The 21,022-nt window shown below is 65.5% G+C and carries 20 protein-coding genes and 1 pseudogene; 17 read left to right on the plus strand and 4 right to left on the minus strand.

The genetic code is table 11. The annotated features are described in order from the left end of the window. The 13 genes and pseudogenes from J2T23_RS18280 (at nucleotide 1) to J2T23_RS18340 (ending at nucleotide 14,010) form a co-directional block, all read left to right on the plus strand. Nucleotides 1–1,107: an enolase C-terminal domain-like protein gene (locus J2T23_RS18280; RefSeq protein ID WP_307362315.1), complete on the plus strand. Its 1,107-nt coding sequence runs from the start codon at nucleotides 1–3 to the stop codon at nucleotides 1,105–1,107. Nucleotides 1,108–1,191: 84 nt separating this feature from the next. Further along, the gene (locus J2T23_RS18285; protein ID WP_307362317.1) at nucleotides 1,192–1,947 is read left to right on the plus strand and encodes a ZIP family metal transporter; all 756 of its coding nucleotides are present in this window, start codon (nucleotides 1,192–1,194) and stop codon (nucleotides 1,945–1,947) included. A gap of 21 nt (nucleotides 1,948–1,968) precedes the next feature. After that, nucleotides 1,969–2,601: a hypothetical protein gene (locus tag J2T23_RS18290; RefSeq protein WP_307362320.1), complete on the plus strand. Its 633-nt coding sequence runs from the start codon at nucleotides 1,969–1,971 to the stop codon at nucleotides 2,599–2,601. Continuing rightward, a complete protein-coding gene (locus J2T23_RS18295; RefSeq protein ID WP_307362322.1) occupies nucleotides 2,594–4,447 on the plus strand; it encodes a glycoside hydrolase family 15 protein in 1,854 nt (617 codons plus the stop codon). Before J2T23_RS18290 ends, J2T23_RS18295 begins: the two co-directional genes overlap by 8 nt. Further along, a pseudogene (locus J2T23_RS18300) lies at nucleotides 4,444–4,608 on the plus strand (NAD(P)-binding protein); the annotation flags it as partial. The gene J2T23_RS18295 and the pseudogene J2T23_RS18300, both read left to right, overlap by 4 nt. A gap of 880 nt (nucleotides 4,609–5,488) precedes the next feature. Further along, nucleotides 5,489–5,686, plus strand: a complete 198-nt coding sequence (locus J2T23_RS18305; protein ID WP_307362324.1) for a zinc transporter permease — start codon at nucleotides 5,489–5,491, stop codon at nucleotides 5,684–5,686. A gap of 769 nt (nucleotides 5,687–6,455) precedes the next feature. After that, nucleotides 6,456–7,130 (plus strand): haloacid dehalogenase type II, encoded by a 675-nt coding sequence (locus J2T23_RS18310; protein ID WP_307362326.1) that lies wholly within the window; start codon nucleotides 6,456–6,458, stop codon nucleotides 7,128–7,130. A gap of 1,030 nt (nucleotides 7,131–8,160) precedes the next feature. Then, the gene (locus tag J2T23_RS18315; RefSeq protein WP_307362328.1) at nucleotides 8,161–9,213 is read left to right on the plus strand and encodes a D-2-hydroxyacid dehydrogenase; all 1,053 of its coding nucleotides are present in this window, start codon (nucleotides 8,161–8,163) and stop codon (nucleotides 9,211–9,213) included. 14 nt (nucleotides 9,214–9,227) lie between these two features. Further along, nucleotides 9,228–9,965: a fumarylacetoacetate hydrolase family protein gene (locus J2T23_RS18320; protein ID WP_307362332.1), complete on the plus strand. Its 738-nt coding sequence runs from the start codon at nucleotides 9,228–9,230 to the stop codon at nucleotides 9,963–9,965. A gap of 91 nt (nucleotides 9,966–10,056) precedes the next feature. Then, entirely contained in the window at nucleotides 10,057–10,854 is a 798-nt protein-coding gene (locus tag J2T23_RS18325; protein ID WP_307362335.1) for an IclR family transcriptional regulator, read from the plus strand. A gap of 158 nt (nucleotides 10,855–11,012) precedes the next feature. Further along, nucleotides 11,013–12,362, plus strand: coding sequence for an MFS transporter (locus tag J2T23_RS18330; RefSeq protein WP_307362338.1), 1,350 nt, complete (start codon nucleotides 11,013–11,015; stop codon nucleotides 12,360–12,362). Continuing rightward, complete coding sequence (locus J2T23_RS18335; protein WP_307362340.1) at nucleotides 12,359–13,300, plus strand: NAD(P)-dependent oxidoreductase; 942 nt, start codon at nucleotides 12,359–12,361, stop codon at nucleotides 13,298–13,300. Before J2T23_RS18330 ends, J2T23_RS18335 begins: the two co-directional genes overlap by 4 nt. A gap of 74 nt (nucleotides 13,301–13,374) precedes the next feature. Beyond that, nucleotides 13,375–14,010 (plus strand): PAS and ANTAR domain-containing protein, encoded by a 636-nt coding sequence (locus tag J2T23_RS18340; RefSeq protein WP_307362342.1) that lies wholly within the window; start codon nucleotides 13,375–13,377, stop codon nucleotides 14,008–14,010. Between the two features lie 7 nt (nucleotides 14,011–14,017). Here the strand turns inward: J2T23_RS18340 and J2T23_RS18345 are convergent, their stop codons facing one another. After that, nucleotides 14,018–14,407: a CBU_0592 family membrane protein gene (locus J2T23_RS18345; protein ID WP_307362345.1), complete on the minus strand. Its 390-nt coding sequence runs from the start codon at nucleotides 14,405–14,407 to the stop codon at nucleotides 14,018–14,020. A gap of 221 nt (nucleotides 14,408–14,628) precedes the next feature. Between J2T23_RS18345 and J2T23_RS18350 the strand changes: the two genes are divergently transcribed. The 3 genes from J2T23_RS18350 (at nucleotide 14,629) to J2T23_RS18360 (ending at nucleotide 17,975) form a co-directional block, all read left to right on the plus strand. Beyond that, on the plus strand, nucleotides 14,629–15,078 hold the full coding sequence (locus J2T23_RS18350) for a helix-turn-helix transcriptional regulator (protein WP_307362347.1): 450 nt from the start codon (nucleotides 14,629–14,631) through the stop codon (nucleotides 15,076–15,078). Then, nucleotides 15,075–15,494 carry a VOC family protein gene (locus J2T23_RS18355; RefSeq protein ID WP_141158731.1) on the plus strand — a complete coding sequence of 140 codons (420 nt, stop codon included), beginning with the start codon at nucleotides 15,075–15,077 and terminating at the stop codon, nucleotides 15,492–15,494. The genes J2T23_RS18350 and J2T23_RS18355 overlap by 4 nt, the downstream gene beginning before the upstream one ends. A 111-nt stretch (nucleotides 15,495–15,605) precedes the next feature. Continuing rightward, nucleotides 15,606–17,975 (plus strand): ATP-binding cassette domain-containing protein, encoded by a 2,370-nt coding sequence (locus tag J2T23_RS18360; RefSeq protein WP_307362420.1) that lies wholly within the window; start codon nucleotides 15,606–15,608, stop codon nucleotides 17,973–17,975. A 19-nt stretch (nucleotides 17,976–17,994) separates the two neighbouring features. Here J2T23_RS18360 and J2T23_RS18365 read toward each other — a convergent pair whose 3' ends face one another. Continuing rightward, nucleotides 17,995–18,969, minus strand: coding sequence for an alpha/beta hydrolase (locus J2T23_RS18365; protein WP_307362351.1), 975 nt, complete (start codon nucleotides 18,967–18,969; stop codon nucleotides 17,995–17,997). A 61-nt stretch (nucleotides 18,970–19,030) separates the two neighbouring features. Between J2T23_RS18365 and J2T23_RS18370 the strand changes: the two genes are divergently transcribed. After that, nucleotides 19,031–19,603: an MOSC domain-containing protein gene (locus tag J2T23_RS18370; protein WP_307362422.1), complete on the plus strand. Its 573-nt coding sequence runs from the start codon at nucleotides 19,031–19,033 to the stop codon at nucleotides 19,601–19,603. A gap of 182 nt (nucleotides 19,604–19,785) precedes the next feature. Here J2T23_RS18370 and J2T23_RS18375 read toward each other — a convergent pair whose 3' ends face one another. Both J2T23_RS18375 and J2T23_RS18380 read right to left on the minus strand, forming a co-directional pair. Beyond that, complete coding sequence (locus J2T23_RS18375) at nucleotides 19,786–20,766, minus strand: cyclase family protein (RefSeq protein WP_307362353.1); 981 nt, start codon at nucleotides 20,764–20,766, stop codon at nucleotides 19,786–19,788. Next, the gene (locus J2T23_RS18380; protein ID WP_307362355.1) at nucleotides 20,763–21,020 is read right to left on the minus strand and encodes a hypothetical protein; all 258 of its coding nucleotides are present in this window, start codon (nucleotides 21,018–21,020) and stop codon (nucleotides 20,763–20,765) included. The genes J2T23_RS18375 and J2T23_RS18380 overlap by 4 nt, the downstream gene beginning before the upstream one ends. Between the last annotated feature and the right edge of the window lie 2 nt (nucleotides 21,021–21,022).

The following is a 21,022-nucleotide window of genomic DNA, read 5'->3' on the forward strand; positions in this document are numbered from 1 at the left end:
GTGGCACCCGCTGAGGCTCCCGTCACCGTCGTCCAGGCAGCGGCCTACACGGTGCCCACTGACGCGCCCGAAGCGGACGGCACCTACAGCTGGGACTCCACCACCATGGTGCTGGTCCAGGCCGCGGCCGGCGGGAAGACGGGCATGGGGTGGACGTACGCGCCGGCCGCCGCCGCGGGTCTGGTGGAAGGGCTTCTTGGCCCGGCCGTTCACGGCGTTGACGCCCTGGACGTCCCCGCCGCTGCGGCAGCGATGGCCCGGACGGTGCGCAACCCCGGCAGCACGGGGCTGGCGTCCTACGCCGTGTCCGCCGTCGACTGCGCGCTCTGGGACCTGAAGGCCCGCCTCCTGGATGTTCCGCTGCATAAACTGCTCGGTGCGGCCAGGGACAGGGTTGCTGTCTACGGCAGCGGCGGGTTTACCACCTACTCGGAAGATCAGCTGCGAAGCCAGCTGGAGGGCTGGTCCCAGGGACAGCACATCCCGCGGGTGAAGATCAAGATTGGCCAGGACAATGGAAGCAACGTTCCCCGGGACCTGGAGCGCATCCGCCAGGCGCGTGCCGCCGTCGGCCCTGGCGTGGAACTGTTCGTTGACGCCAACGGCGCCTATACCGACAAACAGGCTGTCCGCGTCATGCGCGAGGTTGCAGCGGAGAACGTGACGTGGTTCGAGGAGCCCGTCTCGAGCGACCACCTGGCCGGCCTCCGGGTGGTGCGGGACGCCGTCGACGCTGACGTGGCGGCCGGTGAATACGGGACGGGTCTCCCCTACTTCCAGCGCCTGTGCGCCGCGGATGCCGTCGACTGCCTGCAGGCAGATGTCAGCAGGTGCGGTGGTATTACTGAATGGCTGAGGATTGCCGCCGTCGCTGCTGCCCACGGCCTCCAAGTCTCCGGGCACTGCGCACCCCACCTGAGCGCCGCCGTCGCCGCCGCCACTCCCAACTTCCGCCACTTGGAATGGTTCCACGACCACGTCCGCATCGAGAACCTCTTCTTCGACGGAACGCTCGACCCCGACGGCGGAACGCTAACGCTCGGGGACGAACCGGGCAACGGTTTATCACTGCGCACAACCGAGAGCGACACATACCGGGTCCGCTAACGCTGCCCACCAACCGGAAAGGACTCCTCCGATGAAGAACCTGCGAAACCAGCCGAGCAGATGCCCCCAAGCAGGGGGCATCTGATGCCGGCATGGTTGCTGGCCTGGATGTGGGGCACCATCGCCGGCGGCGCTCTGGTGGTCGGTTGCGCCCTGGCATGGAAATGGAAGATCCCCTCAAAAGTTGTGTCCTCGGTGATGTCCTTCGGCGCCGGCGTGCTGATCTCAGCCCTCGCCTTCGAACTGGTGGAAGAAGCAGTCAACGGCGGCGGCCTCTGGCCCACCATCGGAGGCTTCGCCACCGGCGCCGTCGTTTACGTTGCCGCCAACGCCCTGCTGGCCCGCAAAGGGGCCAAACACCGTAAACGTTCGGGCGGGAAGCAGCCATCGGAACAGCAAAAGCCAGGCAGCGGGACCGCCATCGCCGTGGGCGCACTGCTGGACGGTATCCCCGAGTCAGTGGTCCTGGGTGTCGGCCTGGTGACGGCCGGTGCAGTCAGCCCTGCGATGCTGGCCGCCGTCTTCATCTCCAACGTCCCCGAAGGCCTCTCCAGTACTGCCGGCATGAAGAAGGCCGGCCGCAGCGCGAAATACGTCTTCGGTGTCTGGGTGGGCATTGCCGTGCTTTCAGGGATTGCGGCCCTGGTCGGATTCCTGGTCCTGCAGGACGCACCAGCCGAAGTAGTCGCCTTCATCACCGCGGTAGCCGCCGGCGCCATCCTGGCCATGCTCGCCGACACGATGATCCCCGAAGCCTTCGAGGAGCACCACCTGCTCACCGGCCTCATCGCCGCCGTCGGATTCCTGGCAGCCTTCACCGTTGACCAGGTCGGCGGCTGAAACACGACCGAAAGGATCCTCATGAGCTCCAATCCAGACAAAGCCGCCCGCCCCGACCCTGAGCCGCTGAACCCAGACCTGACAGGGCAGGACCCCAGCGCCACAGACCCTGGCGCGGACGCCAAACTGCAGCTTCAGCTGGCCATCTTCGACGTCACCAGGGATGCGCAGGGCAAAAGCCTCGACGAGATCCAGGAAGGTCTGCGGGCTGCGTTCGCCGCCCGTGGCGTCGAGGCCCCACCGAACACCTGGCTCGAGTCGGTGGCCTCCTCGGCCTTCTACGGCGAGTCTTACGTCATCGACTTCCCGGCAGCGATCGCGGCAGACGATGCCGTGCCCGCCCCGAACAAAAACGCCCGGGAGCGGCTCGCCTACCGCCGGCAGCTGCGCCAGGAGAAACTGCCAGCCGGAACCTTCCCATCCCCTGCCGAATGGGAAGTACCCGCCAGCGCGATCACCCCTGCCCGCAGATCCAGCCACGTCCACCCCGTCGCCGTATCCCGGACACGCAGCGGGACCCGCACCGTCCTGGTTGCTGTCGCAGCAGTCATGGCCGTGCTAATGGTCATTCGGGCGGCGCGGGGGTCCGGCCGCCGCGCGTCCCTGCCTGTTCAATCACTCAACGCTACGGCCAGGAAGGACGGCAATGCCTGAAATCAGTGATTACGCGATGATCGGGGACCTGCACACAGCCGCTATGATCAGCACCAGCGGCTCAATCGACTGGATGTGCCTGCCAAACTTTGACTCCCCGGCCTGCTTCGCAGCGTTACTGGACACCCCCGCAGCGGGGCGCTGGCTCCTGGCACCAGCCGGAGCAAAGACATGCACCCGACGCCGGTACCGTCCCGGCACCCTCATCCTCGAAACCGAGTGGGAAACTTCCGAGGGAAGCGTCAGGGTCACCGACTTCATGCCCATCCGTGATGACGCAGCTGATGTCGTGCGTATCGTCGAGGGACTTAGCGGCAGCGTGAAAATGTACGGAGAACTCTGCCTGCGCTTCGATTACGGCCACATCGTTCCCTGGGTGAGGCGCAAAGACCATCGCCTGACCGCCATCGCGGGCCCGGACGCCGCCTACCTCACCACCCCCGCCCCGCTCAAGGGCCGGGACATGCGCACGGTCAGTGACTTCACAGTGCAGGCGGGTGAAAAAGTGCCTTTCGTGCTGCGGTGGGTTCCCAGCAGCAAGCCTGCCCCGCCGGAAACCGACCCGGACAAGGCGCTGGAAACAACGGAGAACTTCTGGCTGAACTGGATCGGCCGCAGCCGGATGGAGGGAAAGTACAAGGATGCGGTTGAACGTTCGTTGATCACCCTCAAGGGGCTTATCTACTCCCCCACGGGTGGCATCGTCGCAGCTCCCACAACTTCCCTGCCGGAAGACCCCGGTGGATCCAGGAACTGGGATTACCGGTTCTGCTGGCTTCGCGATGCGACCCTGACCCTGCAGTCGCTGCTTGCCGGAGGCTACACCGAGGAAGCGGCGGCGTGGCGGGAATGGCTGCTGCGCGCCGTCGCGGGCGACCCCGCCGACCTGCAGATCATGTACGGCATCGACGGCACCCGCCGCCTCCCGGAAACGGAACTGCCGTGGCTTGCAGGGTTCGAAGGTTCCAAACCGGTCAGGATTGGAAACGCAGCCGCACCCCAACTGCAATTGGATGTGTGGGGCGAAGTCCTGGACGGGCTCTCCCTCACCCGCGCTGCGTTCCCCGACACCGTCGATGATTCCTGGGACATCCAGGTCGCCCTCATGGAATACCTCGAAGGCAACTGGGACAAACCCGATAACGGGCTGTGGGAGATGCGCGGCCCCCGCCGCCACAACACCCACTCGAAAGTCATGTGCTGGGTAGCCGCGGACCGCATGGTCAAGGGCATCCAGCAATCGGGATTGCCCGGCCCGGAAGACCGGTGGGCTGCGCTGCGCGACACCATTCACAAAGACGTCATGACCCACGGCTTCGACAGCGAACGGAACACCTTCGTCCAGTCCTACGGAAGCAAAGAACTGGACGCAAGCCTCCTGCTGATACCTCGCGTAGGATTCCTGCCCCACGACCACCCCCGGGTGGTTGGAACTGTGGACGCGATACAGAAGCACCTGACCGAAGACGGCTTCGTCCTCCGCTACCACCCCCAGGCCAGCAATGACGGGCTGCCCGGAACCGAAGGAGTTTTCCTCGCCTGCTCCTTCTGGCTGATCGACGCCCTGCTGGGGATCAACCGGCGAAGCGAGGCCGAGGAACTCTTCGAACGCCTCCTCAGCCTCCGCAACGACGTCGGCCTCCTCAGCGAAGAATGGGACCCCAAAAACAATCGGCAACTGGGCAACACCCCACAGGCCTTCAGCCACTTCCCCCTCATCCACTGCGCCCTCCAACTCCACCAAGGCCACTCCAAGCAGAGCGACACGCCCCTGCAGAGTCCAAAAAACGGAGACCACGTCCGGTCAGGGGGGCGCGAGGAATCCGTCACTGGAAAGGTCCCGTGAACGCTGACGCCGTGGTCGTGGGGGCGGGACCCAACGGTCTAGCCGCGGCCGTCACCTTGGCGCGGTCCGGACTCAAAATGCGGATGATTGAGGGAGCACAGAGAATCGGCAGTGGAACCCGGACGACGGAACTGACGTTGCCAGGGTTCCGCCACGACCTGATAGAAGAACATGCGCCGAAATTCCGCGACGTCATCCTTGCCACACACTCGATCACGGCATGGCAATTCAGCCAATACGACCTTACACTGGCGGGGACTTCTGCGCTGGCGCCCTTTCCGCCCGCCAACTCATCAAACGTCCAGGACCACCGCGGCCCCTGGCGGACGCCGGCCAAAGGGGGTCTATCTGTGTTCCTCCTCAACCGCGCCCGGCTCCCCGGTCCATGGCCTCTGCGGTTGGTACGCCGCCCGATCTGCGGATAAAGGAGAATGGCCTGCCTCACCAGAACTCATCTGCCGGGCACGTCCGGAGGGGAGGCCGGCGCTGGATGACCTAGGGTAGTGGGTGAAGGACTTGGACGGGCACCAATGGGGCCAACTCATCGGCGGGGCATTTGACCTCGTGATTGCCGGTCTGCTTCTGTCCGAAGGCCTCTCCATTCGCTTCGCCGCATACGTCTTCGAATTGGGGGCGGGCGTTTGCGCGCTTCTGCTGGCGATGAGACTGGTCCGCCACCATAAGCGGCGAGGGGATGGTGACCAATCAAACGATAAGTGAGGGATGACAGGCACGGCAGCTGGGCCCTAGCAGAAAGTACCGCAGCGGTGTGCCCGCCCATTCACCAAACCAATCTCGCCGCCACTGACAAACAAGGCCATGGGAATGCGTGGATGTGCTGTGCCAGGCTCGCGTTGGTCGCACCGTAGAGGTGCGCAACTGAAGCACTGAATGAGACCAAGCGGGGCTTTCAAGAGTCGATGCCCACCCTTACCTGAGGCCGTGCTGGGAGCGTAGACTCGCTTGCCTCAGAAGACAGTTCTCTTGCGCCGGCAGGAGTACTGCTCTCAGCAAAAAATTGAACAAGACGAGGAGGAGAACATGTCTATCAGCCCAGAACATGCTTCGCCGGTCGACCCCGATGATTCCAGGGCCGATCACACGCCCATTGATCATCAACACGACCATGAGCACGGCCCTGGCTGCGGCCATGAGACCACCGAGCATGACGGTCATTTGGACTACCTACACGACGGGCATCGCCACGCGGCCCACGACGATCACTATGATGAGCATTGACTCGGATCAATGACAGCTTTCAGGACCGGGACGCTCTGTCCCTGCGCCCCCAGTCTCGAGTCTGAAGCACACCGGGTTTCATCTGCTGTAGCGGCGACTGTGCTGGCGGCGGACGCCATCCCCGTCGCTGAGGCCTAATGTGTTCCGGGACGCGGACGAGTACGACGACTCAAATCCCCTCCTGAACGGTCGAGGAAGCATTCCTCATGTGCTGCGTCCCTAATCTGGCTGAGCCTTGTCGTTACCCTCTGACGGTTGCTCTCTAGTACTTGAAGGACTTCAACTTTCCAATGGTGTCCACTACAAGCGCCGGTGGTCGTAGGCCCGTGCGGGCAGCGCTGCGGCTGTGTGTCTCCTCCGTTCGGCTGCCTGCCGATCCACCGGGTTGACCAGGATCCGGACCGTAAGAAGCCGGAAGATCAAAAGCTGCCATCTCTGCATTCCTGCGCACAGGTCTATCGGTTGCGCAGGTTTAATGGGCGCGCCCGGTACCGGCATTGTACCGGGCTAATTAGTGCGACACTTTGTCCAGTTTCATGCAGTCACTCTTCTCCTGTAGAAGTTGCTGGAACCTTTCCAGAACCGGGCCTAAGTGAATTACGTGCCCGGAGGACGGGGTGGCCGGAGCCGAGTTCGACTGGGAGACGGCCAGGGTTCTATCGGGAAAGGTTCGGGCAGGCGACAGGCCGCAGCAAGAAGGGGTACGGCCCATTCATACCCAAACGGGGATGCCCCAGCCCCAGGGTGAACAGATGAAGGAGAAACCCGCATGAAACCCTCAGTCATAGTTTTCGATGTCAACGAGACATTGTCGGACATGTCGCCCATGGCGCGACGCTTCGTTGATGTCGGTGCGCCGGCGCACATGGCCCAGTTGTGGTTCGCGACCTTGTTGAGGGATGGCTTTGCCCTTACCGCTGCCGGTGACAACAGTGCCTTCGCCGGCATCGGCGCCGAAGTCCTGCACGGCCTGTTCACTGGCATGGAACTGAACCGGAACGTCGAGTCCGCCGTCCAGCACATTATGGCCGGGTTCGCCGGACTTGGGCTGCACCCGGACGTCGTAGGTGGCGTTAAAGCCCTGCACAGTGCAGGGCACCGGCTCGTAACGCTGACCAACGGCTCAACCCAAGTTGCCGAGAAACTGTTCACCGACGCGGGCATCCGGGACAACTTTGACAAGCTGCTCTCCGTGGAGGACGCGCCATTGTGGAAGCCCGGTAAGTCCTCCTACGACTACGCCGCGACCATTTGCGGGACAAGTCCCGGGCAGATGCTGCTGGTCGCCGTCCACCCCTGGGATATCCACGGCGCATCCCGTGCCGGCCTCGCCACCGCCTGGATCAACCGTAGCGGGACACCGTACCCCAACTATTTCCAGGCCCCTAATCATGTCCTCGCCGCCCTGCCCGATCTGGCCCCGGCACTGGCCGGAGGGAAGTGAGACTGGTCATGGCTCTTCAATTGAAAACAAAACCGGCCGTCATAGAGGGGACGTGGCCTGCCTGATCGAAAGCCGCGATAACGGGAGCGACCGGCTCGTCAGTGCCGGAATTCCGTTCGGCGACGAGATCAAGGGCCTTCCCAGACACCCAGCCTGACGTGGCTGGCTGACTGAATAAGCCCCTTTCTTGCTTTAGCTTACGGAAAATCTTCATTAACGCCGTCATGCCCTCTCGGCTCGGGCTGAAAAGAGCGCGAGGATTTAGCCGTTGGATGGGACGGCCGTGAGCCCTGTTCTTTCCCAGTTATGGCCGCGAATGGATCCAGGGGGCTCACGCCTGAATCAGGACATACCCCCGGCGCTTGCTCTCTTCAAATGAGTAGCGAAGCTCCCTCTGTACTTGTTCTTGGAGGTCCCCGGGAACCTGGCATCCCGTTCCGTTGCCGGGGCCGTAGCCCTGAGGTTGCGCTGGAGGGCACCGCAGTTCCGGCGATTCTACGCAGAGCTCGTGTTCGTGACCTGTGAGGCAACGGAAAATTGTCCGTACGCTTTGTTCCTGCTTCATGAGTATGTCCCCTTCATCCCTGGTGGCAGCGTGGTGCTCCCGCCTAGAACGCTACGCACATGGTCTGACAATCAGTGCAGTGCAGGGTGGAGAACCGCCGTATCCAGGCAGTGTCCGTCCTCTTCAAGGGGGCGGACACTGCCTGTTGTGGCAGCGCACCTGCAAGCTTCAGTCCCGACGTCCCGCACTTGAGATCCAGTCCGGATCGGGTTCGCTGGTTGGAGTACACCCAAACCTGACGTCAGATTCTCGCAAGAATCACGTCAGAATAAAGCCCCGAGGCAGCTTTCCTGACACGTCCAGTTGAATGTCTTGGACCTCAACTGGACACATGTGTAAAAGGGGCCCGTCGGAGTCGGAAAGCGCCCAGAGGCAACGACTCCGTAGCCGCTTACGGTGGTCGCTCGAGAGTGCAAGGAAAACAAAAAGTTCAATATGCAGGACTGTGACCAGTATGCTGTACGCATGACTTCCATCAAGACCGTGGCCATTGCCGTCCCGCTTGAAGCAGAACTTGTGGACCACATCCGTGCCGTCGACCCCTCCGTCACCGTTCTGTACGAGCCCGATCTCCTGCCGCCGGAGCGCTTCCCGGCCGACCACGCAGGGGACCCGGCCTTCCAACGGACGGATGAACAGGAAGAGCGCTATTGGGCGATGCTCAACAGTGCAGAGGTCCTGTATGGCTTCCCCAACGAGAGCCCTGCCGGGCTGGCACGCGTTGCCAGCGAAAATCCCAGGCTGGAGTGGGTCCACGCGATGGCGGCCGGGGCGGGCGGAGCCGTCAAGGCATCGGGCCTGAGCCAGGATCGCCTGCAGAAGTTCAAGATCACCACGTCCGCCGGAGTCCACGCCCTGCCTCTGGCCGAGTTCGCAGCGATGGGAATCCTGAACGGCTTCAAGCGCAGCGCCGAACTTGCCCAGGACCAGGCCGCGAAGGCCTGGCCCAGCCTCCGTGTCCCCACCCGTCTGGTCAACGGATCAAACCTGGTCATCAGCGGCCTCGGTGAAATCGGGCTGGAAACCGCCCGCATCGCCCGGGCGCTGGGAATGAGGGTCAGCGGCACCAAGCGGACCGTGGAGCCCATCGACGGGATCGACCAGGTTGCGGACAACGCCGGCCTTCCTGCCCTCCTGGCCACGGCAGACGCCGTCGTCAACACCCTGCCCGGCACTGCCTACACGGAAAAGCTGTTCAACCGCGGGATGTTCGCCGCAATGAAGCCCGGGACCACCTTCGTCAACGTGGGCCGCGGGACCGTGGTGGACGAGGATGCGCTGCTGGAGGCCCTGGACAACGGCCAAGTGGGCTACGCGTGCCTGGACGTCTTCGCCGTGGAGCCGCTGCCGCAGGAGAGCCCCCTGTGGCAGCACCCCAAGGTCATGGTCTCGCCGCACACCTCAGCCCTCAGCGCGGCCGAGAACCGGCTCATCACGGAACGGTTCTGCAGCAATCTCCGGACGTTCCTCGACGGCGGGGACCTCCCCCACCTCGTGGACACGGTCCACTTCTACTAGGACGGGGCAGGGAAGTGCGCATCGCAAGACTACAGACAGCAGCTGGTCCGCAATACGCCGTTGGGGGCGACGGCGGCTGGGACCACATCGTCGACCCGTTTGAGGAAAGCCTCCGCTACACCGGCGGTGCCACCACCCACAGCGAGGCAGTATTCCTCGCCCCGGTGAGGCCCGCCGTCGTCCTGGGCATTGGCCATAACCGTACTTTGAATGACCATCCCTTGCCCATCCAGGCGTGGCACAAGTCCGTCCACACCATCGCCGGCCCGGGCGACGCCATCACCGCGGTCCGTGGACAAGGCACGGTCAATGCCGAGGGTGAACTCGCCGTCGTGATGGGCAGGACCGCCGCCAACCTGACCGCGGACAACGCCCTGGAGCACGTCTTCGGCTACACCTGCGTCAACGATGTCACCAACGTGGACCAAAACGCGGTGGACGAGCGGAACTTCCAGGGCAAGGCCGGCGTCAACTACACACCCATGGGCCCCTGGATAGAAACCCGACTCCCGGATCCCGAAAGGGTGGCCATCGACGTCTACGTCAATGGGGCAGCAAAGGCCACGTCCGGGACCTTCAACCTCCCCTCCTCGGTGGTGGATTGCCTCATCTATGTCACTTCATGGCTGACCCTGGAACCCGGCGACGTGGTGATGACCGGAGCGCCCGCCACAGTGGTACCCGTCGAGCCCGGGGACCGGGTGGACATCAGGGTGGAGGGCATCGGCACCCTCATCAATCTCGTGGCCTGACGGCAGCAGCGTGCCAAAGCGGCACTTATGATGGATTGCGTTCAGTTGACTGAACGCAATCGCACTCCGCCTTGGCGACCTAAGGAGAATCATGGCCGATTCCCACATCCCCGCGTCCTCCGACAAGTCGGGAGCCACCTCGCCGGCGCCGGCCGTTACCCGGGCAGCAGCGGTCCTGGACGCCCTCGCCGCCTCTGCCACCGGCCGTCTCACCTTGAGCGACCTCTCCCGCGAAGTGGGAATTCCCAAGTCCTCCACCTCCAACCTCCTGCTGGCCCTTGAGGAAGCCCGCCTGATCAGCCGGCAGGGCTCGGAGTTCACCCTGGGCCGCAAGCTGGTGGAACTGGGCGCCGCTTACCTGGGCCGGATGGACGAGGTGCAGGAGTTCTACCGTTACTGCGAGCAGGCCTCCGTCCTTTCCCGCGAAACGGTGCGGATCGCCATGCTGGACGGCACCAACGTCATCTACCTGGCCCGGTATGAAGGGCACCCTGCCGTGCGGCTCACGTCCAACATCGGCGACAAGATGCCGGTGTCCCTGTGCGCCGTGGGCAAGGCCCTGATCGCGCGGCTGCGTGACCATGACCTGGAGGAAATGTTTCCGGACGACGCCGAACTGCCGGTCCTCACGCCCAAATCTTTGCGCACCGGCGCGGAGCTCAAGGCACAGCTGAAGGAGATCCGCGCGCAGGGCTTCGCCTTCGAGGATGAGGAATCCACCACCGGCGTGGTGTGCCTCGCCGTCTCCGTCCCCACCCGTGGCGCCCACGGCCCCAGCCTCGGTCTGTCCGTGACGGCCCTCAAGGCCACCTACACGCCGGAGCAGGGCTCCCAGATGGTCAAGGAACTGCAGGAACTCGCCCACTCCCTGGGCAATCCGATGGGCTAGGGTCCGCGCCGCCCACGGTGTCGTCCGAAAAACAAAAACAAAACTGTTGCTCGTTGTTCAGCTTGCTGTATTGTGTTCAGCATAGTGATCGACACAACAGGTGTTGCCGCTATCCCACCAGGCCAACGGGGGCCTGGAGTGCATTAGAGGGAGTTCTCGTGACAACTCGTACTAACTCACCGCAGGCCACTACGGACGGCGCCGTCGTCGATCCGGACCAGCTGCGAAGGGCAACACTTGCCAGCTCCGTAGGGTCCGCCCTGGAGTACTACGACTTCTACATCTACGGCCTGGCCTCGGCCCTGATCTTCGGCCCGCTGTTCTTCGCCCCGCTCGGCGAGAGCGGAGCCGTCATCGCCTCCTTCGCCACCTACGGCGTCGGTTTCGCAGCACGGCCCTTCGGCGGGGTTGTCTTCGGCCACATCGGAGACCGCTTCGGCCGCAAGATGGTGCTCATCCTGACCATTGGCCTGATGGGCCTGTCCAGCTGCGCCATCGGCCTCCTGCCCACCTTCGACCAGGCGGGGATGCTGGGAGCGGTGCTGCTGGTGACGCTGCGCATCCTGCAGGGCCTGGGCGCCGGCGCCGAGCAGGCAGGCGCCACCACCCTCATCTCCGAGGTGGCCCCGCGCCGTCGTCGTGGATTCTTTGCCTCGCTGCCGTTCGTAGGCATCCAGCTGGGAACCCTCCTGGGCGCCGGCACCTTTGCCCTGATGGCCCTGGCGGACAAGCAGGTCCTGCAGGGCTGGCTGTGGCGCGTTCCGTTCCTGGCCAGCATCATCCTGATCGTGATTGCCGTCTTCATCCGACTCCGCCTCAAGGAGACCCCGGTCTTCCAGGAACTGGAGAAGCACAAGGCCGTGGTCAAGAACCCGGTGGGCCAGATCTGGAAGCACTCGAAGAAGAACGTGCTGGTGGGCATCGGCCTCCGCATGGGCGAAAACGGCAACTCGTCCATCTACTCCGCGCTGCTGGTGTCCTTCATCAGCATGCCGGCCGGCGTCTTCCCCGGCGACAAATTCATCGGCCCCACCGGCCTGCTGATTGCCGCCGGCTTCGCAGCGGTCCTGGTTGTTGCCTTCGGCGCCCTGTCCGACCGTTTTGGCCGGGTTCCCGTGTACCGCTACGGCGCGCTGTTCCAGGCCGTCATCGCCGTGCCGGCCTTCTACCTGGTGACGCTCGGCAATGTGGCCCTGGTCTGGGTGGTCATGGTGGTGGGCATCGCCCTGGGCGTGCAGTCCATGCTTGGCCCGCAGTGCGCCCTGCTCCCCGAACTCTTCGGATCGCAGCACCGCTTCACCGGCGTCGCCCTCAGCCGTGAACTTTCCGCAGTACTCGCCGGTGGCTTCGCCCCAATGATCGGCGTGGCCCTGCTGGCCGCCACCAACCACTCGTGGCTCGTACCCGCCCTGTACTCGCTGGTCCTGGCGGCAATCTCGTTCGCCACCACGTTCTTCACCCCGGAAACCAACGGCCGCGACCTGGTCCTCGTGGAGGACGCCAGGTGACCATCGGCAACGCCGCCCCCGCGGACCCCGCGCCCAAACGCGCGGGATTCGTCGGGCTGGGGCTGATGGGAGCGCCAATGGCCGCCAACCTGCTCAAGGCAGGGTGGCAGGTCACGGGATGGAACCGCTCAGCCACCGCGGTCCGCGACCTGGAGGCGCTGGGCGGAAACGGCGCCAGCGACGTTGCGGACCTTCGGGACGATCCCGTCATCATCTTCATGCTCCCCGATCTCCCCTTCATCGAGGACGCTGCGGCGGGGCTCCTGGAAGCGTGGCGGGCCGTGCCGCCCGCACCGGGAACACTCGTGGTGGTGATGAGCAGCGTGTCCCCGGTCGCGGTGCGGGCCTTCGGGCTCACTGTGGCCGGCGCGAGCGGCGGGAACGCCTCGGTGCTCGACGCCCCGGTCAGCGACGGAACGGACGGAGCGCAACGGGGAACCCTGGCCATCATGGCCGGCGGATCTCCCGAGGACTTCAGCCGCGCCCTACCGGCTTTGGAAGCAATGGGGACATCCGTCCGCCGGCTGGGTGACCTGGGTGCCGGCTCGCTGGCCAAGGCATGCAACCAGCTGATCGTGGGAACCACGACGGCGGCACTCGCCGAAGCTGCCGAGCTTGCCGAACGCTCCGGGCTGGACGTCAGCGCCCTCTTCGAAGTCCTGGCCGGCGGCCTCGCTGCCAGCAGGGTGCTGGAGCTGGTGGGCCCCCGGCTCGTGGCAAAGGATTACACGCCGACGGGGTCGGCGAAGTTCATGCACAAGGACCTGTCCTTCGTGCTGGAAAGCGCCGCCACCGCCCGGACCGCCACGCCCATGGCCTCCGCCGGCGTCGACCTGTACGCGGAACTGGTGGCGCAGGGGTTGGGCGACCAGGACCTGGCTGTGGTCCGGCAGGCGATCGCCAACCTGGGGGCCGCCTCCGGGGACCCCGGGCAGTAAGTCCGCTGGGATATTCTGGTGCTTTCAGGCCCGGCGCAGGGGAGCCGGGCCACGGAACGTCGAACGGCCCTTTATTGAAACCAAGCAGCAGGCACACAGACTCCGCGCAGGGTAACGTCCAGCACACCGATTTCCTCAACTGCCCCACCGGATTCGTTGAGTACTACTTCGCGGACGGCGTCTTCCGCTGGTCGGACGGACTGTACCGCATCTACGGGTACGAACGGGGCGAGGTGGTCCCGACCATGGAGATGGTTCTTCCCCACGTCGAGCCCGAAGACCGGCCAAGGGTGCAGGCCTACTGGGACCATGTGTCCACCCAGGGCGGACCGTCATCCATCTACCTGTCCATCCGGGACCGCAAGGACCACCAGCACAAGCTGCTCTACTCCGCCGACTACATCATGGACGGGGACACCCCGATCGGCGTTTGGGGCGTGGTGGTGGACCTCACGACATCAATCCACACGGACCGGCACCAGCTCGCCACCGAGGCGGTGGCGAGGTCGGCGCTCAACCGGGCGGTCATCGAACAGGCCAAGGGCGTCCTGATGGGCCGCACCGGAGTCACCGCCGACCAGGCCTACGAACTCATCAACCAACTGAGCCAGGATACGAACCGCAAGGTCTACGCAGTTGCCCAGGACATCGTGGACCGGGCCACCGTCCGCGCCGGAGATCCGGAGAACCAGGGCCAACCCCTGCTTTAACTGCCGCCTAGAGCGCCAAGCGCGGGCCGTCCGACAGGACAGGTCCCGAACCGACCGCGGGGAGCGCATCGTTGAAGGCCTCGACGACGGCCATTTGGCCGGTGGAGTCGGGAACGCCCGGGTACTGGAGATGGGCCGCCTCCACCGGCTCAGCCGGGGTTTCCACCGACCGCATCCGGACCAGCGCCACCGCGGAGATCAGGAACCAGGCCACGTTGGTGACCACGGACGGCCACGCGCTGTGCAGCGTGCCGTTGATGATGAAGGCCACAGAGCCGAACAGGTTGGCGGTCTGGAAGCCTTTGCCAGCCTTCAGCCACCCCATGGACACGGCGAGGTACGCACTGAGGATCGCAACAGCGCCTGCCCAGCCGGCGAGTTCCCACAGCAGATTCATGGCGTCCTTTCAAGGGTTCCCGAGCAGTATTCGGGCAGGGTTCAGGAGGGGTAGAACGGGGTTGGTTTTGCCGGGGCCTGATTACTCGAGCCCTGTTCGGGCGAGGACCTCATGCTGGCCGGCGGCATAATCATATCCCGCGCCAGGACACCGCTTTTACCCGCAAAACGTGATTCTCCCCACGTCTGGACAAGGCCCGCGCGGCGTAGCACGATCAAGCTGTGACCAACAGTTCCGGCTCCGATCCCTACCTGCGCGAACTCACCGAGCTGAGGCGCGTCAAGGACCGGATGGACCGCGAATATGCGCAGCCGCTGGACGTCGAATCCCTCGCCAAAGATGTCCATATGTCCGCAGGCCACTTCAGCCGCCGCTTCAAGCTGGCCTACGGTGAATCCCCGTACAGCTACCTCATGACCCGCCGGATCGAACGGGCCATGGCGCTGCTCCGCAAAGGCGACCTCAGCGTCACCGACGTGTGCTTCGCCGTCGGCTGTTCCTCGCTGGGCACATTCAGCACCCGCTTCAGCGAACTGGTGGGCATGCCGCCGAGCGTCTACAAACAGGAGGCAGCGGAATCGACGGCGGGGATCCCGGCCTGCGTGGCGAAACAGGTCACCAGACCGGTCAGGAATCGAGAAGCGCCGGCCCCTGAGCCGTCACTAGCATGACTGACATGGACATCAACATCTCTTCCACCTTCCTTCCCGCCACCGATCCGGACGCTTCCCTCGCCTTCTACCGGGACGCGCTCGGCTTCGAAATCCGCAACGACGTGGGCCGCGGCACCATGCGTTGGATCACCGTAGGCCCTGCCGGCCAGAAGGACGTCTCCATCGTCCTGCACCCACCGGCAGTGGACCCTGGCATCACCGAGGACGAGCGCCGCACCATCACCGAGATGATGGCCAAGGGGACCTACGCCACCATCGTCCTGTCCTCCCCCAACGTGGACGCCGCGTTCGCCAAGGTGGAGGCAACCGGCGCGGACGTCGTCCAGGAACCCATTGACCAGCCCTACGGCATACGGGACTGCGCCTTCCGCGACCCCGCCGGCAACACGGTCCGCATCAACCAGCAGCCTTAGGCATATAAACAAGCACGTATATAACGGACGACGCCGGAACGGTCTGCCAGCGCAGCTCCGCTTCGGCGCCACTCCAGGACGAAGGGGGACACCTTGAGCACGGAAGCAGACATGGAAACCAGGCAGGGCGCGCATGTTGCCGACAGCCACGACCTGATCCGGGTCCAGGGCGCACGGGAAAACAACCTGAAGGACGTCAGCCTTGAGCTGCCCAAGCGGCGGCTCACCGCGTTCACGGGAGTATCCGGCTCGGGCAAGAGCTCCCTGGTGTTCGCCACCATCGCCGCCGAATCACAGCGGATGATCAACGAAACCTACAGCGCCTTTGTCCAGGGATTCATGCCCAGCCTCGCCCGGCCGGACGTGGACCGGCTGGAAGGCCTGACCACTGCCATCATCGTGGACCAGGAGCGGATGGGTGCCAACCCGCGCTCCACCGTGGGCACGGCCACCGACGCCAACGCCATGCTGCGGATCCTGTTCAGCCGCCTGGGGAAGCCCTATGTCGGGCCCCCCACGGCCTTCTCCTTCAACGTGCCCACCCGCAAGGCCAGCGGCATCATGAGCACCGAGAAGGGCGGCCGGGTGGAGAAGAACGTGGTGCGCCAGGTGACCTACCTGGGCGGCATGTGCCCGCGCTGTGAAGGCATGGGCAACATCAGCGACATCGACCGGACCGCCCTCTACGACGAGACAAAGTCCCTATCCGAAGGCGCGCTCACCGTTCCCGGCTACTCCATGGACGGCTGGTACGGCCGCCTGTTCGAGGGCATGGGCCTGCCCATGGACAAACCGATCGCCAAGTTCACGGCGAAGCAGCTGGACACGATGCTGTACGCCGAGCCCACCAAGATCAAGGTGGAAGGCGTGAACCTGACGTTCGAAGGGGTCATCCCCAGGATCCAGAAGTCCATGCTCTCCAAGGACGTGGAGGCCATGCAGCCGCACGTGAAGCGGTTCGTTGAGCGCGCCGTCACGTTCGCCACCTGCCCGGACTGCGGCGGCACCCGCCTTACCCCTGAGGTGCTCAACTCCAGGATCAACGGCAAGAACATCGCCGAGCTGTGCACCATGCAGATCAGCGACCTGGCGCAGTGGATCCGCGGGCTGGACGAGCCCTCCGTGCGGCCGCTGCTCATCGGGCTGCGGGACCTGCTGGATTCCTTCGCCGAGATCGGTCTGGGCTACCTCTCCCTGGACCGTCCCGCCGGCACACTCTCCGGCGGCGAGGCGCAGCGGACCAAGATGATCCGGCACCTGGGCTCCTCCCTCACGGACGTCACCTACGTTTTCGATGAGCCCAGCATCGGCCTGCACCCGCACGACATCGAGCGGATGAACACGCTCCTGCTGCAGCTGCGGGACAAAGGCAACACAGTCCTGGTGGTGGAGCACAAACCGGAGATGATCGCCATCGCCGACCACGTCGTCGACCTCGGTCCCAAGGCCGGCACCGGCGGCGGTGAGATCGTGTACGAGGGCGACGTGGACGGTCTGCGTTCCAGCGGCACCATCACCGGGCGCCACCTGGACGACCGTGCCCGCCTGAAGGACTCCGTCCGGAAGGCCGCCGGCGCGCTTGAGGTCCGCGGCGCCGCAACCAACAACCTGCAGGACGTCGACGTCGATGTGCCGCTCGGCGTTCTCTGCGTGGTGACAGGCGTGGCCGGCTCCGGAAAGAGCTCCCTGATCCACGGCTCGCTGGCGAAGCGCGAGGGCGTGATCGTCATCGACCAAGGGGCCATCAAGGGCTCCCGGCGCAGCAACCCGGCCACCTACACCGGGCTGCTGGAGCCCATCCGGAAGGCGTTCGCCAAGGCCAACGGCGTCAAACCGGCGCTCTTCAGCTCAAACTCCGAGGGCGCCTGCCCCACCTGCAACGGCGCCGGCGTGATCTTCACCGAGCTCGGCGTCATGGCCACCGTGGAATCCACCTGTGAGGACTGCGAAGGCCGCCGCTTCCAGCCCGCCGTCCTCGACTACACCCTGGGCGGACAGAACATTGCGGACGTCCTGGACATGTCCGTGGAGGCGGCGCTGGCGTATTTTGCCGGTGGCGAGGCTAAAACGCCCGCCGCGCACAAGGTCCTGGAACGCCTGGCGGACGTGGGCCTGGGCTACATTTCACTGGGCCAGCCGCTGACCACCCTGTCCGGCGGCGAACGCCAGCGGCTCAAGCTGGCCACCCAGATGGCGGAGTCCGGGGACGTCTACATCCTGGATGAGCCCACCGTGGGGCTCCACCTGGCGGACGTGCAACAGCTGCTGGGCCTGCTGGACCGGCTGGTCGACTCCGGGAAGTCGGTCATCGTCATCGAGCACCACCAGGCAGTGATGGCGCACGGCGACTGGATCATCGACATCGGCCCGGGAGCAGGGCACGACGGCGGCAGGATTGTCTTCGAGGGCACCCCGGCTGACCTGGTGGCCGGGCGGGCCACGCTCACCGGCCAGCACCTGGCGGCGTACGTCGGGGCGTAAAGCCGCCGGAAACCCTTCTTTAACGTCCGCCCGGCAGCTGACCCAGGAAGCTGACGGTGGCGGTGCCGATCTGCTGTTGTGCGGCGCCGCGGCCGATGCCGGGCTCGCCGTCGCCCGGTTGCGCGCCGTAGTCACCGAAGAAAGCGTGCACTCCGCCCTGTACGGCGATGAACTCAGTATCCGCCGGCAGGAGTTCCCTGGAAGCCTGGATCTTCTCCGGCGTGCTGAGGCCATCCTTGGTCCCGGAGACGGAAAGGACTGCCAGTCCGGTCCGTCCCCGCAGTGATTCCACGGGATAGGAGGCGTACAGGACCAGCCCCGAGATATCTGTGTTGTGGAGGGCGAACGATGAGGCCGCCACCCCGCCCAGGGAGTGGCCGCCCACCGCCCAGCTGGTGATGTCCGGGTTGACCTGGATGGCACTGCGGGCCTGGTTGCCGTCCAGGAGGCTGAGCCCGAGCGGCTCCTTCAGGATGACCACCCGGTACCCGGCGGCCACCACGGGGCCCAGGATGTCCTGGTAGGCCCTGGCGTCCACCCGCGCGCCCGGGTAGAAGACCAGCCCCCGGGTGGTCCTGGCTCCGTCGGGCGACATGGTGATGGCGGTGCTGGTTTCGGTGACGGTGAGGTCCGACGCCGGCCCGGCCTCCGCGGTCGGTCCCGGCTGGTAGGCGAAGGGGGTGAGCCAGACGAGCCCGGCGGCGAGCGCCAGGACGGCCAGCCGGCCGGCCCACGCTCCGCTGGCGCGGACACGGGACCGTGGCCGCGGGACATCGCGGCGTCGCCAGATCAGGACTGCCCAGGCGGCACCGGCGGCAACCGCGCACAGCAGGATGCCCGGCAGCAGCGGGTGGCCGACCGGCACAGCGGGATTCCCGGCCAGCATCCACAGCGCCACACCGATCAAGCCGGCAGCACATGCCACGGATGCCCAGAAAAGGGCAGTCCGTTTCCTGGGCATCGCGCTGGCTTGGCCGGCAGGTGAGGTCTCCATGGTTCCTGATCCTTCCATCCGGCGGCAGGATTTCAATGCCGGGCTGGCCTACGCTGGCCGTATGCCCGAAATGTTCCGGTACGACGTCGAGATCCTGCACCTGCTGGTCTCCCCCGCGCACGCGTATTTTGGCCGTGCCCGTGACGGCGCCGCCGACGTTCCTACTTCTGATGCTTTGCAGGCTGAGGTGGTGGCCGGCAAGGGCATCGTGGGCGACCGCTTCTTCGGCAAGGCCGCACACATGGATGCTGCGGTGACCCTGTTCGCCGTCGAATCCCTCGAAGCCATCGCCGCCGCGCTGGGCGCGGCGCCGTTCGATCCCCTGCTGACCCGCAGGAATGTGGTGCTGCGCGGAGCCCAGCTCGCCCCACTGCTGGGGCAGGACTTCGTACTGGAATCCGGCGGCTCCCCGGTGACCCTGCACGGCGGCCGGCACGCCCAGCCCTGCGCGTGGATGAACGAGATGCTCGCCCCCGGCGCGCATCCGGCCATGCGCGGCCGGGGCGGCATCCGCTGCCGCGCGGTGTCCGGCGGTTTCCTGCACCGGGGTCCTGCCGTGCTGGTCAGCCCGGTGCCGCTGGACACTGCCCAGGCGGGCGGGGCGAGCGTCCTGCGGCCGTCGCGGCTGCCGTAGCACTCGCGGGGCAAAGGGAGCCCCTGCCCTGGTGGGACGCCCCGGCAGGACTAGGACGGACGACGGTGTCACGCACGGCACGCTTTCGCCCCACCATAGGTGGGGAAGCCCCGGAAACCCGGGGTACCGCCGTCGTACGCTGCCTGAAAGCGTGCTCCGCGTGACGCGGGTGCGGCCTCAGCTCACATGATGGCGGTGGCGTTGGCCGGGGAGCCGGTGCCGCCGGTGATGTTTAGCGGCTTGATGCTGATGAACGCATCCCACGTGGCCGTGCTGCGCATGTGCCGCGCCAGGGGGCCGAGCCGCCACAGCTCGCCGAGGGGCATGCCGAGCTTGGCCAGGAGCTGCTGGTGCATCATGCCGTGGTCGTTGAAGGCGGACTCCCGGTAGGGGCTGTCCGGGACGGCGGGGAGGCATTCGACGGCGAAGGTGTCGGCGGCGATGACGGCAAACCGGCTGTCCCAGGCCCAGGCGACGAACTCCTGCGACTGCGCCACGCCTGTTGCCTTCCGGCTCTCACGGAGGCGCTGTTTCTCTTCCGGGTCCAGCGCGAGGAACCATTCGCACCACCCGGTGTGGAGCAGGAGGATGTCGCCGGGGCGGGTGGTCAGGGACTGGGACTCCATGGCCGCCTGGAGCAGGTCCAGGCCCAGGGGTTCCCCGCCTGCATGGTCGATGGGCTCCCCCACGCTGTTCCGGAAGCCGTCGAGGTCCACCAGGACTCCCCGCCCGGCGATGGGGTGTTCAGCCCATTCCTGGATGCCAAGGTCCGGCGTGCCCTCGGTGATCCGGTGGTCCGGGACGCCGTCGTAGAAGCCAACATCATCGGCACGGCGGTGCCGGAGCCCGTCAATCTGCGTCGACCCCTGGAGGTAATACCCGTCCAGGTAGTCATCCCGGTGGGCAGGGTGGGAGGAGTAGATGGTGTGCCGGGGCGCGCTGCGTTTGAGCGACATCCCCGGGTCAAAGGCATCTGCGGGATAGTCCAGCCCGAACACGGTCCCGGACCGGATGCTGTTCCTGGCCTCAAGGAGGGCAGCCGGCGTGATGAAGGACGGCGTGCCCCTGCCCGGTTCCGGGAACAGCCCCCACGATGTACCCGCCAGGTTGCCCTCCCTCGCCAGGAGCTCCGCGAAGGTGGGAAATGTTCCGGGTACGGTCATCGCGTGGTGGCTTCCTGCTGTTGCGTGGCGTGTTTCCGGGGGCGCTGGTAGCTGAGCAGGAACCCGGCCACGGCGCACACCGATGCGGCAATGCACACGGGCGGTTTGACGTAGGTGTTGAAGAACTCGAGCCAGGCGTTCTGCCCGGCCACGAGGCCCGCGGCCTGCCCGGCAACGAACAGGACGCCGCCTACGAGGAGGACACCAAGGGTGAGGGTGAAGACGGTTTGGATGAACCTTCGGGGTGTGTTCATGG

Origin of the sequence: Pseudarthrobacter niigatensis (assembly GCF_030812615.1) — a bacterium.
GTDB lineage: Bacteria > Actinomycetota > Actinomycetes > Actinomycetales > Micrococcaceae > Arthrobacter > Arthrobacter niigatensis.